This window comes from Oleiphilus sp. HI0061, from assembly GCF_001635675.1.
The window spans coordinates 1-14660 of the sequence record NZ_LWFE01000402.1 but is presented as its reverse complement, the minus strand read 5'-3'; the positions used below and the strand labels follow the sequence as shown (position 1 = coordinate 14660).

Here is a 14660-nt window from a genome sequence, read left to right as displayed (position 1 = left end):
AAAATCTTTTTCATAATGCTAATGAACTCGGCTTACCCTCTTTTCAATGCGACCCGATCTGGCCCTCGCCTTGCGCAGTTAGTATCGTCAAAGACTGTCATTACTGGCGCCATAAGGAAAAGAGATCAGGGAATATCTTTGCAAGCCTTGAAGATGCGCTCGAGACCAAATTCCATCCCGATTTCCACGCCTTCTTCGAAAGCTACTGGGCGAACGGAATGCGTGTAGAGCACCCTTTAGTTGATTTTGCGTTAATACAAACGTGGAACGAAGAAGATCAGGAGCGTCTAAAAGAAAATATACTCGGACACTGTTTCGCGAAGCTTAAGAACAAACAGAGCTTAACGCTATTTATCGGCTGCACCGACAGCAATGAAGTTGTAAGTATTGAAAATCATAGCGGGAAAGTCATTTTAGAGCGCCCAGGTCGAAAAGATTATAAAGAGTTGGCTGACAACCTTGAAAGTTTCTTGCTAGCCCTCAACCCTACAGCACTCGAGTACAACTAAGGCGCCTTCATGTTAAGCCATGCTTCTTAGTAGCGCGGGAGCTTAACATTTTCAAACATTTCTTGAACGTCCTGACGATGCATATGGCGGTAGCATGCTTCCTCGACAACCTTCTGAGTAAGATGAGGTGCAAACTGTTGTAGGAACTCATACATAAAGCCGCGCATAAAGGTCCCCTTCCTGAATCCGATATTGGTAACACTTGCCTCAAACAGTCGGTCGGTATCAATCGCAGTCAAGCCGACATCTTTTTGAGTGTCGTAAGCCATGGATGCTACGATCCCGATACCCAAACCGAGTTTCACATAAGTTTTTATGACATCGGCATCGGACGCAGTAAAGACAATATTTGGAGATAATCCAGCCTCTGAAAAGGCAGCATCAAGCTTGGACCTCCCGGTAAACCCTTTCACATAGGTGACAATCGGGAATTCAGCTAGCTTGGCTAATGTTATATCACTATCTGAAGCAAGCGGGTGATTGTTAGGCACGATAACGATTCTATTCCAAGAATAGCAAGGCATCATGATTAAGTCTGGATGATGCTCGAGCGCCTCAGTCGCAATTGCGAAATCCACGGTGCCATCTGAGGCAAGTTCGGAAATTTGAGCAGGTGTTCCCTGGTGCATATGCAATGAAACATCGGGAAAGCTATTCATAAATCGACTAATTACCGTCGGCAGGACATAGCGCGCCTGTGTATGTGTAGTAGCAATCGACAAGTCACCTTTGTGCTCATTATTAAACTCCTGAGCAATTTTTTTAATACTTTCGACTTCTCCAAGCACATCGCCAACAACTTTCAGTATCGCTTCGCCTGCGGGTGTTATCCGTGTTAGGTGCTTACCACTACGAGAGAAAATCTCTACCCCCAGCTCGTCTTCTAGCAAACGAATCTGCTTACTTATACCGGGCTGAGAGGTGTATAAGCTTTGTGCAGTTGCAGAAACATTTAAGTCGTGATGAGCGACTTCCCATATATAACGGAGTTGTTGTAATTTCATTATTATCTCCAGACAGGATCGGGTTACACCAAAATGATATAAAGCTATAGCTAAATATTCTTATTGGAAATAAAAAAACTTAGCTATAGTATGAGAAATAGCATCAAATTGGTGCGCACAGCTTTGTTTAATGTGCTGTCTAAGTTCAATTTGGCTCGAAGTGTTATCAACAGCAAGGCCTCAAAAACGGCCATTTGATTAACTAAGCCTTGTATTTCCCTATCTATATTAGACCATAATCATGGAATTTCTTGCTTTAGGTGATTTTATTACGTACGTGCTTGCCGGAGCCGGTGTTGGTTTTGCGGTTGGGGTGACGGGTGTCGGTGGCGGGTCCTTAATGACGCCGCTTCTTATACTCTTCGGTTTCCCGACTCATATCGCCATTGGAACGGATCTAATTTATGCCGCCGCAACAAAGGCGAGCGGTGTAATTTCGCATGCGAAACAGTCTACTGTTAACTGGCAGATAGTATTTAGATTAGGCTTAGGCAGTATCCCGGCTTCACTTGTTACAGTCTACATGCTGAAGAACCACTTTGGTGATCCGTCCAGCTATCAACACATCTTATTAACTGTGCTTGGCTGTATGTTAATAATGACCGCCCTGGTAATTCTTATAAAACCTCGCCTTACCCGTTCATTTAATCTAAGCAGTAATGAGCGTCATAAGCTTAAAAAATACCAAGGCTTATTAACTGTATTTGCAGGGTTTATTCTCGGTATTTGTGTAACCCTAACGTCTGTTGGGGCTGGCGCATTTGGTGCAGCAGTTTTGATGATGCTTTATCCACGCTTAAACCCCGTTACTATCATCGGAACTGATATTGCCCACGCGGTACCGCTTACGCTCATAGCCGGGTTGGGACATATGCAGCTTGGTAATGTGGATTTCGTTCTTTTAATCTCCCTGCTAGTTGGGTCTATTCCTGCCATTCACTTTGGTTCAAAATTGAGCAAAAAACTACCAAGTGAAATATTGCAGCCAATATTAGCCAGCATCCTATTGATTATTGGGGTAAAATACGCGATCTTTTAGCCAATAACGCACAACACAAATACAGTTGAAGCTATGTCGCCAACATTTAATCTACTTAAAACAAAGTTCTTATCACCGCCATATAACCCAAGCAGTATTTTAAGAAAGCACCTACTAGAGCGGCTTGAGCTTCGGAGTGGCAGAAAGCTGGTGTTGGTTTCTGCACCTGCAGGCTATGGTAAGACAACCCTTGTTTCGCAGTGGCTACATCACAGTAAATCAAAACACTGCTGGCTATCACTTGATCAGAACGACAATCAGGCACTGAGATTTTGGCGTTATTTTCTTGGAGCGCTTCAAAGCTCTATTTCTGAATTCGGAGAAGAAGCACAGACACTGCTTCGGGACGATTCAGCTCACATTGAGGGCGCTGTCACTTCGATAATTAATGAGTTGAATGAATGGGCTAGCCATAATGAGCACCTTGATATTGTCTTAGATGACTTTCATAACATTGATAGTAAGGAATGCCTGAACCAGTTCGCCTACTTTGTCGATTTTCTGCCACCTTCTGTTCAAATTATCATCACATGCAGGTTCGAACCTTCGCTTCCGATCTCTCGTTGGAGTGTAAAAAACTGGGTAGACCAAATACAATCATCAGACTTGGCCTTCTCTATTGAAGAATCTAAAGCTTTTCTTCTTGATTATATGAATCTATCGTTAAGTGATGCGCAAGTAGACTCCTTGTTTGCATCCAGTGAGGGCTGGATAGCCGCATTACAACTTGCAGCGCTATCCGCCGTCTCCACTCCCAAGGCTGACCAGTCGCTCATATCTGTAGATAGGCTTCTTTCAGATGATAGGCATCTGAGCGAATATATTGTGAGTGAAATTCTCTCTCAACAGCCGCAAAATGTTTCAGACTTCTTATTGAGGTCTTCATGTTTACTCCGCTTAAACGCGCAGCTTTGCGACTCGATGCTTAATATCCAGGGTTCTGCGAAGATACTTGACCACCTTTATAGAGCAAACCTCTTCATTACCCCCTTAGATAATGAACATAGCTGGTACCGTTATCATGAGATGTTTAGAGAGTCGCTCCTTCGAAAAATTAAAGTAGAGCAACCAACACTTCTAGAAACATTGCAGAAAAGCGCTATTGAGTGGCTTGTCACGCATGAACAAGCCCATGAAGCGATAGAGCAAGTTGTTCAACTTCAAGATTGGGATCTTTTAATACAATTGCTTGAAAAAAATGGTAACAACCTAATACATGAAGGGCATCACTTACTCGTTTTAGAGTGGCTTCGAAAAGTACCCGAAAAGCTATTTAGCCAGTCTCCCCGCGCGATTATGCTTAAGATCTGGGCATTGTTCTTCAGTAACAAAATTGAAGTGATTGCCCCTTTGCTAGAAGAGCTGGAACTCCTTATTGATAAGCAACGCTTGCTTTGCATTGAAACTAGCGCAAGTGAATTAATTGACTTACATAGTGAGATCTCGCTTATTCGGGCCTATCTGGCTCGCAGCCAGTCAGACCTAAAGAGCGCAGGACAATTAACTAAAGATGTTCTGAAAGAGCTCGATACAACCAAGATGCCCCTTAAATCCGTCACCTATTACGGAATTGGTCTTGATAGCTTCGCTGTCGGTGACCTGGAGTCTGCGGAAGCTGCTTTGAGCGAAGCAATTGAGCATGGCAAGCGAGAGAAGAAATATACCACGGTGCTATCAAGCAGCGGCCTGCTTGGATGGATCTATTTTTACCAAGGTAATCTTGAAAAAGCGTTAGAAACCGGGATTATTAACCAACAATGGATCGATAGCTATCACGACAGCTCTCAACCTAGAATAATTTCTTGTTGGCAAAATAGTGCCTTGGCATTGATATATACAGAGAAAGCCGAATTTACTATCGCTCAGTCGTACATCAACCCCTTGCTACGACATTTGGAAATTGGGACAGAGCCAGGCCAGCACATAATCATTCAGTACACCCAAGCAATGCTTTATTTTGCACAGGGCAAATATGTCGATGCTATCGAATGCTTGGATGATGCTTGGCATACCTATCAGCACAAACGAGACTCCATCGTTTTCACTCCACCAAGTATCATCGCACTAAAGGCTCGCTGCCTTTTATCAATGGGGATGATAGAGAAAGCTCAATTTGTGATAAATGAACTAAACGAAGAAAGCATTAATGCTGTCCCCTTAAACTATGAGGATATTAACCTAACAAAAGCACGGATTTTTGCGGCGCAAAGTAATTATAAACTTGCATTGGAAGTAATTAACCGTCTTGCTGAACAGACTCGTTCTAAGCACCATGTATACAACCTGATTCAAGTATTGAACCTTTCTGCCTCAATCTACCATAGCCTCCACAACTCAAAAGAAGCCGAAGAAGCAATTAAAGAATCATTACATCTCGCATCACAGGACGGCTTCATCTCTGTTTACACCAATGAGGCTGTTGAGCTTCTTCCGGTTCTAGCACTGGGTGCTGATCCCAGCATACCTGACAGCTATTTGCAGAAATTGAGCGCAACATTAGGATTAAGCAATGAGACCAAGCCTGTTCAACAAGATGAACTGCCTGGCGCAGCAGCATTGGAGAGCAATAAGCAATTGCTAGAACCTCTTAGCTCGCGCGAACTTGAAGTGCTCGGCCTGATTGATCAGGGCTTAGCAAACAAAGAGATCGCTCAGAAGCTAAGCCTCGCACCGGCCACCGTCAAAGCACATATTCGCAACCTATATGGAAAGATAGAAGCAAAGAGTCGTACAGAGGCTTTATCAAAAGCACGAAGCATTGGTCTGATCTAATATACGAGATCATAAAGTGTGATGCGCATCACACTTTATATCACTTAAGCCTAGGCGTAAGCCTTATGGACGATCTAATTAAGCCTGACTAAGCCCTATTATAAACTCATCGAAACAAGCAGTACTAAGTAAAAACTTCAGGCCTTTTACTTAGCGATGTTTGCGTCTTTCAGGTATTAGTTTTCCGATCAGGGCTTCCCTACAAGGCCCGACTTGTGAACGCGGCGAGATGATAGTTCGGCATCATCCGCCGCTTTTTTTTGCCTAAATTTTATAGATTCAGCAGGTTTGCTTAGCCAAACTGTCGACGGTATGGCGGCAATGAATTGATCAAGAGATTACCGTAACGACGGGTGAGCAGCCGATTATCAAGAATCGTCACCTGGCCGGTGTCTTTCTCCGTCCGAATCAAACGACCACAAGCTTGAATCAACTTAAGGCTGGCATCTGGCACGGTCACTTCCATAAACGGGTTTCGACCTTGCGCCTCGAGCCACTCACTAATGCTTTGCTCTAAAGGGTCGTTAGGCACAGAAAACGGTATTTTGGCAATAACAACATGCGTAAGGTAATTGCCTGGCAAATCAATCCCTTCAGCGAGGGAAGCCAAGCCAAACAAAATACTTCGCTTTGAAGAATCTATAAGCGCTTTATGTTTGTTTACCAGCTCCTGCTTTGAGTATTCGTCTTGGGTCATAATATCTTTGCGTAAGACCGGGTCTATTTGATAAAGCACGTCATTCATTTGCTTTCTAGAGCTGAATAAAACTAATACAGCTTGATCATCACCAATCCAGTTTGCCAGATTTGAGGATATTTCCTGAGTGTGCTGTTCAGGGTCTGAAGCTGACGATGTCATTGGAGGAATTACCAGCTTGGCAACTTGATTAAAGTCAAACGGGCTTTGCACTCGATGATAAACACTATCAGCGGGTAAACCTGCTTTGTGAGCAAGTCGGTCAAACTTGCCAAGCGCTGTTAATGTTGCGGAGGTTAATATTGCTGCGTAAGACTTTTTCCACAACGCTTCGTGAAGCAAGCCACCCGCGCTTAATGGGCTACCATGCAAGCTAATATCGGCAGCGTTTTCATATTCACGCAGCATTAACCAACGCGCATTCGGCGGCGCACCTTCTTTTTCAACTTTTCCGTAGAACATCCAAAGCGCGTGCAAACCTTCGGCTCTGTCACACAATGCACCAATAACAGGAAACCATTGCTCCCCTTCTTCTCGAGATAAACCGCAATCTGATTTTTCATCAACAACTTTGTTCATTTCGTTTCGAATATCGTCAAGCAAACGACATAAACTCGCAAACAAAACTTTTAGTTCTTGCGCTGCATCTAAAAGCGCTTCGGGTATAACTCCCTGTGGGAAGCGAAATCGTTTGACACTATTATTGTCTTCTTCATCCCATTGAATTTCCTGAGCAAGGTAATCATAAGTACGTGTAATCCAGTCATGTAGCTGAGTAGATACCAAGGAAATATCCTCAATATTTTTGTGAAGAAAATTACCCTGCGATAAATAAGGTGAAAGCTCCACCATTGCTTTGCTAAGCACCTTGAGCCAGTTATCGGTACTTTTAAGACCGCCTTGAACCGTAAAATGATTGAGTGCCTTATCTGCCAAATGGTGCCCTTCATCCAGTACCAAAATAGACTGCTCGGGTGCTGGCAATATAACGCCACCACCCAAAGCCAGATCTGATAACAAAAGATCATGATTAACCACGACAATGTCAGCATTGTCCCAGGTCTTTCTGCTTTCATAATAAGGGCAAGAATTAAAATAGCTGCAACGGCGCTTGCTGCACTGCTGATTATCAGTCGATAGACTGCGCCAAACTTCAGGTTCGATCACGCTTTCCCAGGTATCTTTGTCGCCATCCCAAGCTCCTGAAGCGTATTTAGATAGATACACCTCTAGCTCAGATTTATCGGTAGAAACGCTATCTTCCTGGGTTAGAAATAGCGGTAACGCAGTAGTATCGCTATTGACATTATCAAGCTGTTGATCCAGCTTGCTCAGACAAAGGTAACGACCCCGACCTTTTGCCAGGGCATAGTTGAAATCAAGGCCGGAGTATTTCGCTAGCTCAGGTAGGTCCTTGCTCATGACCTGATCTTGCAAAGCGGTTGTAGCGGTAGAAACGATAACTTTTCTACCTTGCGCTAAAGCAAGAGGGAGCACTGAAATGCTGTAAGCAAGCGTTTTTCCAGTGCCGGTGCCTGCCTCGACAACACATACTGCTGGGTCGGACTTTCGTGCACCCTGATCATCTTCTTTAATGCTGCCTAAATATTTTGCTATCTCGGCAATCATTACTCTTTGCCCATATCGCGGGCGGAATCCTTCCCTAGAAGTAAACTTGCGATAAGTGGACTGTATGAGTTGTTTTTGACTGTCTGTAAGCATTGGTTAAATAAATAACTATTTTTTAGGCGATTAATAAGGAGAGAATAAAAATATTTCGTTTTACAAAGGCGCGTCCAGCCGCTTGCGCAATTCCTTACGGTAGTTTCTAGGCGAAACCTTCATAAGTTTCTTAAAGACGCGCGAAAAATAAAGCGCATCATCATACCCGAGTTGGTAAGCAATATCAGAAATACTTATGTTTGTTTGCTCAAGTAAAGAACATGCCTGCTCGATCTTCATGTTCGAAAAGTGTTTTAGCGGTGAAATACCAGTCAACTCATGATAGCGCCTGGAGAAGTGGTATTTAGAAACACAGCTAACATCTGCAAGATCAGCAAGACTTAGTGACTTGCCAATATTTTGTTGCATAAAATCCTGTGTCTTTTCGACACTTATACCACCATACTTTTTTGCATCTTCCATCACTGTATGTGCTGTTGAAATCAAAAGATGGCTCAAGAGGCTACTAACGTAGATATAAGAATCCAGGGTAAAACTCGAGCGAGCAATACCAATGAGCTCCCGAAAGCGAGCTAATGTCTGAACGTCATGAGCTTTAACAACTGAGGTATCAGATGCCTTAAATAAATAGCGGTAATAACTATCAGCAAGGTCACCACGAAAATGAAACCAGAAAACTGTCCAGGGTGTTTCAGGGTCAGAGCGGTATTGGTGGGCTGTTTCAGGCGGTAAAATAAACAGGTCCCCTTGGTGAATCTCCCCCTTGTAGTGACTCGTACTTAGATAACCCTGCCCTTCAGCACAATAAATAAGAATATAGTCGTCATGCGCAATTCTCTCCATCTCATGCTTTGCTGCGCTGGGGTAATAACCAATCGACGAAGCAAAGATTTGGCGAGCTATTGGATGAAGCGCGAGCTGTTGCAGAATATGCTTTGGCACACGAATTCGCGTTGCCTGCCTATCCGACAGAGGCCAGTTAGAGGGTTCGCTCATATATAACACTCAGTCAAAAAGCAATATAATCCATATCGATCGCAATTTAGTCAATGACTCTATGCATAATTGTTAGTAGAGTGGCTATCAAATATAAAACATTAGAAATATAAGTTTTACTCGTCTACGACCTTCATTAGCATTCTAAATACTGCATAAAGAATAATAAGGACTCCAATCATGCCTCATCAAGTTCCACTCTTAATCAATGGCGAATTTGTTCACAGTGAAAGCGTGCAAAAACAAAACGTTCTTAACCCCGCGACACAAGAGGTACTTGCAGAGGTCTCATTCGCCACGAAAGGCGAAATTGATCGCGCCGTTGAAGGCGCCAAAGCCGCATTCTTAGAGTGGAAAGAAACCCCTGTCAGTGAGCGCGCTCGCTTGATGCTACGTTACCAGTATTTGTTAAAGGAACATCAGCGTGAGATTGCCGAGATTCTTGCTAAAGACACGGGTAAAAATATTGAAGATGCTATGGGTGATGTATGGCGCGGTATTGAAGTTGTCGAGCATGCTTGCAACATTCCTTCCCTGTTAATGGGTGAGACTGTCGAAAATGTTGCTAAGGGCGTAGATACCTATAGCCTGACCCAGCCGCTTGGTGTGACGCTCGGTATTACCCCGTTTAACTTTCCGGCAATGATTCCGCTTTGGATGTTCCCTATGGCAACAGCCTGTGGAAACGCCATGATCCTTAAGCCCTCTGAGCAAGTTCCCTTAGCGACTGTTCGTTTATTAGAGCTATTCCAGGAAGCCGGGGCACCCAAAGGTCTGGTGCAAATGATTCATGGTGGCAAAGACCAGGTTCACCAACTTATTAAACATCCTGATATTCTGGCGACCTCATTTGTTGGTTCAGTACCTGTTGCCAAAGATGTGTATCTAACAACCACTCGCGAGATGAAGCGTGCTCAATGCTTTGCCGGTGCGAAAAATCACATGGTCGTACTACCTGATGCCGACAAAGACACCGTCATGAACGCATTAGTCGGCGCTACGGTTGGCGCTGCCGGACAACGCTGCATGGCAATTAGCGTGATTGTTTTTGTTGGCGAAACAATCGTCTGGGCAGATGAGCTCGCTGAACGCCTAAAAGCGGTTAAGCCCGGCACTTGGGACTCACCTGATTCAGCTTATGGGCCTTTGATTAGTCCTCAGGCTGTAGAGCGTGTTTCAGGCTTGATTCAAAAAGGAATAGATCAAGGTGCTAACTGCTTGATAGATGGTCGAAACATTGTTGTAGAAGGTTACCCTAATGGCAACTGGTTAGGCCCTACACTCTTCACCGGCGTTTCGACTGAGATGGACATATACCAGGAAGAAATTTTCGGGCCAGTTGTGTCATGCATGAACGTTGAAACGCTTGAAGATGCAATCAATTTGGTTAACAGTAACCCCTACGGCAACGGTACCTCAATATTTACCCAATCTGGCGTTAGTGCACGAAAATATCAGCACGAAATAGAAGTTGGTCAAGTTGGTATTAACCTGCCCATTCCCGTTCCGCTACCTTTCTTTTCATTTACTGGTTGGAAAGGCTCGTTTATGGGGGATTTACATGCTTACGGAAAGCAGGCAGTCCGCTTTTATACTGAGACAAAAACAATTACAGCAAGCTGGAAATCATCTCCTGCGCAAGCACCCAACATGTCGATTAGCTTAAAGTAGACAGATTAATTTATAAGGCCACCTAAAGTATTATATTTTATGAATTACGACTTAAACGAAGATCAGCTCGCTTTCCAGGAAACAGCAAAACGTTTCGCAGAGACAGAACTTGCACCTCAGGCTAGTATATGGGACGCAGCCTGCGAGTTCCCGAAGCAAGCCTTTGTCGAAGCAGGTAAACTTGGGTTTATGGCCATGTACGTGCCAGAGGCTGATAAAGGTATTGGTCTGTCGCGATTAGACAGCTCCATTATTATGGAAGAACTAGCGTCCGGCTGCACCTCTACCGCTGCGTTTATTAGCATCCATAATATGGCGTTTAATATGCTCGCTCGCTATGGGCGTAAGTCTCTGGTAGATCAGTGGTCAGAAGCGCTAGCATCAGGGCGTAAACTCGTCAGTTATTGTCTGACTGAACCGGGAGCCGGGTCTGACGCTGCCTCACTAACGACCAGTGGAAAACTCGAAGGCGATCACTATATCGTTAATGGTTGTAAAGCCTTCATATCCGGCGCTGGCGATACTGACCTTTTAGTCACAATGCTTAGAACTGGCGAGGCAGGCCCAAAAGGTATTACTTGCCTTGCCATACCCGCTACAAGTGAAGGTATCAGTTTTGGTAAGAAAGAAGAAAAGCTCGGATGGAGCAATCAACCGACCCGCTTGATTCATTTTGAGAATGTACGCGTACCCAAAGAAAACCTTTTGGCACATGAAGGTGACGGTTTCAAGTTGGCGATGGAAGGCCTAGATGGCGGCCGAATCAATATTGCTGCCTGCTCAGTCGGTACTGCGCGCGCGAGCCTGCGACAGAGTATTAGCTATGTTAAGGAGCGCAAGCAATTCAATCAGACGATTGCCGATTTTCAAGCCACCCAGTTCAAACTGTCTGATATGCTGACAGAGCTTGTAGCCTCTCGCCAGATGATCCGCCTAGCCGCATTTAAACTCGACCAAGGTGCAGCCGATAAATCGGTTCATTGCGCGATGGCTAAACGCCTAGCGACTGATCTCGGTTTTAAGATTTGCGATGAAGCCCTACAATTGCACGGTGGTTACGGCTATATCAAGGAATACCCTATCGAACGTTACTTTAGAGATACGCGCGTGCATCGTATTCTCGAAGGTACTAACGAAGTAATGCGCTTAATCATTGCTAGAGCCTTGTTATCTGATGAAAACTTCCAGCTTCTCGGATAAGCTAGTAGGCAAGCTTCGCGCATTCCAATCTTCTGAAAAAGGAAAGAACACCCGCTATGACACAAGAAAATCAGACTATTTCCCCTAGTGACAAAATTATTGTTACTGTCGATGGTCATATTGCTAAAATTACTATCAACAATCCACCTGCAAATACCTGGGACTTGGAAAGCCTTGGCGCGCTTTCAAGCGTCATCGTAAAACTCAATGCAATGAGCGGAATAAGTGCCTTAGTCATACACGGGCAAGGCGAAAAGTTTTTCTCTGCTGGTGCAGACCTTAAGCAGTTTAGTAGCGGCGACAAGATACTTTCAAAAGATGTTGCACACCGTTTTGGCGAAGCATTTGAAGCCCTTGCAAGTTTTAAGGGTGTATCCATCGCGGCTATCAATGGTTACGCGATGGGTGGAGGTCTTGAGTGTGCACTTGCCTGTGATATCCGTATCGTCGAAGAACAGGCTCAGGTTGCACTGCCTGAAGCAGGTGTTGGTCTTTTACCATGCGCTGGTGGCACACAGCGGTTGAGTTGGTTAATTGGCGAAGCGTGGGCAAGTAAAATGATCTTGCTCGGGCAGAGAATGGATGCCGAAACAGCCGTTCAAACCGGATTAGCACTAGAAAGTGTACCGAAAGGCGAGGCCTTATCAAGCGCCATGAACTATGCACAGTCTGCAAGTAAGCAAAGCCCCGATGCTTTGTTTGCCTGTAAAAAGCTTTTAAGTACAGCTCGAGAAAACGCCATATCGCTTTCACTTCAGCATGAGCGCACCGAATTCATTAATCTAATTGGTGGTGACAACCAACTTGAAGGCACTAATTCGTTTCTCGAGAAACGCTCTCCAGAGTGGAAAAAGTAAATGAATAAATCATCACAAGCAACTGAGACTGTCGAAACAACAGCGTCCGAAGAAGTGCTAGTCGAAGTACTTGCTGCTAAAAATGGCAGTGTGGGAGTTTTAACACTCAACTCCGAAAAGACGCTAAACGCCCTATCGCTTCAAATGGTCCGTTTACTCACGCAGTCACTAAAAGATTGGGCAAGTAACGATGATATTCAAGCTGTAATTTTAAAGGGGCAAGGCAGCAAAGCCTTTTGCGCTGGCGGCGATGTCCAAGCACTTTATCGCTCTGCGATAGCACAACAAGACGGTGCTTGTATCGATGCAGAACAGTTCTTTTTTGAGGAATATCAACTCAATTATCTTATTCATACTTATTACAAACCGATCATTTGTATTGGGCATGGCTTTGTCATGGGTGGTGGTTTAGGTTTACTCGCTGGCGCCAGTCATCGAGTTATCACCGACACCACTAAACTGGCTATGCCCGAGATAACTATTGGTCTGTTCCCTGATGTAGGTGGAACACAATTTCTTAATCAGGTTCCCTATAATCTAGGATATTTTCTGGCGTTAACGGGCGTAGCTATTAATGCAGCCGATACACTATTTTGCCGCTTAGCTGATTTTGCCATTGAGTTAAATGATGTCGAAAAGCTGATTCATGCAATATCCAAGCTTGAATTTTCAGAAGAAAATGATAACAACCACCTCTTGGTAACAGAAGCTATAAAGGCACTAGAGCTTACAAGCAAACAACTTCAAAGTTCGCAAATAAAGCTAAACCTACAAGTGCTTGAGCAGGCGTGCCAGCATAACTCTTTATGTTCAATTACGGATGCAATCGTAGCTTTTGATGAAAGTAACACTTTTCTCAACAAATCTAAGCAAACTTTACTTGCTGGCTCCCCGTTATCTCTTGTTGCGATTTATGAGCAGTTAAAACGCCATCGTTATACTGATTTACAAAACGCTTTTACAAGCGAGCTGGTTTTAGCGACCAACATGATCCGTCATCCCGATTTTGCGGAGGGCGTTCGTGCGCTATTAATAGATAAAGACAAAACACCTAAGTGGGAATACGCGCACTATACCCATATCCCAAGTTCCGTTATTGAGTCTTTATTTAGTAGGCCTTGGGATAAAAACCCTTTAGATGGGCTACTGGCTTAAGCAAAGCTTCTTATAAATAACAAAGGGGGCTATTCTGCCCCTTCCAAGATTGGGAAAATAATAATGACAACGATCGCGTTTATAGGTCTAGGGAACATGGGACGTCCCATGGCAAAAAATCTTGTAAAAGCGGGTTACAACCTGCGGGTATATGATTTAGCCAAGACTCCACTAGAAGAGATGAAGCAACTCGGTGCGCATGTCGCAAGCTCGGCATCACAAGCGTGCAAAGACGCTACTATCCTTATATCCATGCTGCCTGCAGGTAGGCATGTGTTAGGGCTTTATCTTGAAGGCGAAAAACTATTATCAATCATTGATAAAGAAACCTTAGTGATTGATTGCTCAACGATCGAAGCGGAGTCTGCTATTAGCGTACATAACGCAGCAAAAGATAAAGGTATTTCAATGCTTGATGCTCCTGTTTCAGGTGGCGTCGCAGCCGCCGCCGCAGGAACACTGACATTTATGTGTGGAGGTTCAGAAACCAATTTTGATAAAGCAAAACCTGTTCTTAGCGCCATGGGGAGCAATATATTTTTGGCAGGGACTGACGGAGCCGGGCAAGTCGCTAAAATGTGTAATAACATGCTCCTTGCTATTCATATGATTGGCACAAGTGAAGCATTGAAATTAGGTGAAAATAACGGTTTGGATGCTAAAGTACTTTCTGAAATAATGCTCGCAAGCTCAGGAAAGAACTGGAGTTTAGAAAAGTATAACCCTTATCCTGGCGTCATGGAGACCAGCCCTGCATCGAATAACTATCAGCCTGGTTTTATGGTCGACCTAATGACAAAAGATCTTGGTTTGGCGGCCTTAAACGCACAAAGTACTGGAAGTAACACGCCACTCGGTAATGCAGCCTATGAAATGTATCAAAAAAAACAAGCTTCAGGCGATGGATTAAAAGACTTCTCGAGTATTATTGAGCTTCTTTCTTAAGTAAGTACAAAAAAATTAGCTTACTACTGTTGTAAGCCCTTTCCCTTAGATAAACTCTTATGCCTGCGCGCCTATTTCTTTTATAGGAATAGGTTAATTTATCGTTTCTTCATTAAGGCTTTAACCGTGCTT

11 protein-coding genes are annotated in these 14660 nt (G+C 44.1%); 8 read left to right on the top strand and 3 right to left on the bottom strand.

Features of this window, described 5'->3' with window-relative positions; genetic code table 11:
• Nucleotides 1–509 (top strand): SecY-interacting protein Syd (locus A3735_RS05505; protein ID WP_068637709.1); only part of this gene is annotated, 509 nt, incomplete at its 5' end.
• 26 nt (nucleotides 510–535) lie between these two features.
• On the opposite strand, the gene cysB is transcribed toward A3735_RS05505, so the two are convergent.
• Nucleotides 536–1513 carry an HTH-type transcriptional regulator CysB gene (gene cysB / locus A3735_RS05500; protein WP_068510261.1) on the bottom strand — a complete coding sequence of 326 codons (978 nt, stop codon included), beginning with the start codon at nucleotides 1511–1513 and terminating at the stop codon, nucleotides 536–538.
• Between the two features lie 241 nt (nucleotides 1514–1754).
• Here cysB and A3735_RS05495 point away from each other — a divergent pair, with 241 nt between their 5' ends.
• Both A3735_RS05495 and A3735_RS05490 read left to right on the top strand, forming a co-directional pair.
• Nucleotides 1755–2552: a sulfite exporter TauE/SafE family protein gene (locus tag A3735_RS05495; RefSeq protein WP_068510263.1), complete on the top strand. Its 798-nt coding sequence runs from the start codon at nucleotides 1755–1757 to the stop codon at nucleotides 2550–2552.
• 33 nt (nucleotides 2553–2585) lie between these two features.
• Nucleotides 2586–5324, top strand: a complete 2739-nt coding sequence (locus tag A3735_RS05490) for a LuxR C-terminal-related transcriptional regulator (protein ID WP_068510265.1) — start codon at nucleotides 2586–2588, stop codon at nucleotides 5322–5324.
• 292 nt (nucleotides 5325–5616) lie between these two features.
• Here the strand turns inward: A3735_RS05490 and dinG are convergent, their stop codons facing one another.
• Together dinG and A3735_RS05480 are read right to left on the bottom strand one after the other, a co-directional pair.
• Nucleotides 5617–7743, bottom strand: coding sequence for an ATP-dependent DNA helicase DinG (dinG, locus tag A3735_RS05485; RefSeq protein WP_068510267.1), 2127 nt, complete (start codon nucleotides 7741–7743; stop codon nucleotides 5617–5619).
• A 60-nt stretch (nucleotides 7744–7803) separates the two neighbouring features.
• Nucleotides 7804–8700 (bottom strand): AraC family transcriptional regulator, encoded by an 897-nt coding sequence (locus tag A3735_RS05480; RefSeq protein ID WP_068510269.1) that lies wholly within the window; start codon nucleotides 8698–8700, stop codon nucleotides 7804–7806.
• A 180-nt stretch (nucleotides 8701–8880) separates the two neighbouring features.
• Here A3735_RS05480 and A3735_RS05475 point away from each other — a divergent pair, with 180 nt between their 5' ends.
• From A3735_RS05475 to mmsB, 5 genes are all read left to right on the top strand, one after another.
• Complete coding sequence (locus A3735_RS05475; RefSeq protein ID WP_068510271.1) at nucleotides 8881–10371, top strand: CoA-acylating methylmalonate-semialdehyde dehydrogenase; 1491 nt, start codon at nucleotides 8881–8883, stop codon at nucleotides 10369–10371.
• Nucleotides 10372–10410: 39 nt separating this feature from the next.
• Nucleotides 10411–11571 carry an acyl-CoA dehydrogenase family protein gene (locus A3735_RS05470; RefSeq protein WP_068510274.1) on the top strand — a complete coding sequence of 387 codons (1161 nt, stop codon included), beginning with the start codon at nucleotides 10411–10413 and terminating at the stop codon, nucleotides 11569–11571.
• 56 nt (nucleotides 11572–11627) lie between these two features.
• Nucleotides 11628–12428, top strand: a complete 801-nt coding sequence (locus tag A3735_RS05465; RefSeq protein ID WP_068510276.1) for an enoyl-CoA hydratase — start codon at nucleotides 11628–11630, stop codon at nucleotides 12426–12428.
• Nucleotides 12429–13583 carry an enoyl-CoA hydratase/isomerase family protein gene (locus A3735_RS05460; RefSeq protein ID WP_068510278.1) on the top strand — a complete coding sequence of 385 codons (1155 nt, stop codon included), beginning with the start codon at nucleotides 12429–12431 and terminating at the stop codon, nucleotides 13581–13583.
• A gap of 63 nt (nucleotides 13584–13646) precedes the next feature.
• Nucleotides 13647–14528, top strand: a complete 882-nt coding sequence (gene mmsB, locus A3735_RS05455) for a 3-hydroxyisobutyrate dehydrogenase (RefSeq protein WP_068510281.1) — start codon at nucleotides 13647–13649, stop codon at nucleotides 14526–14528.
• The last annotated feature ends 132 nt before the right edge of the window (nucleotides 14529–14660 follow it).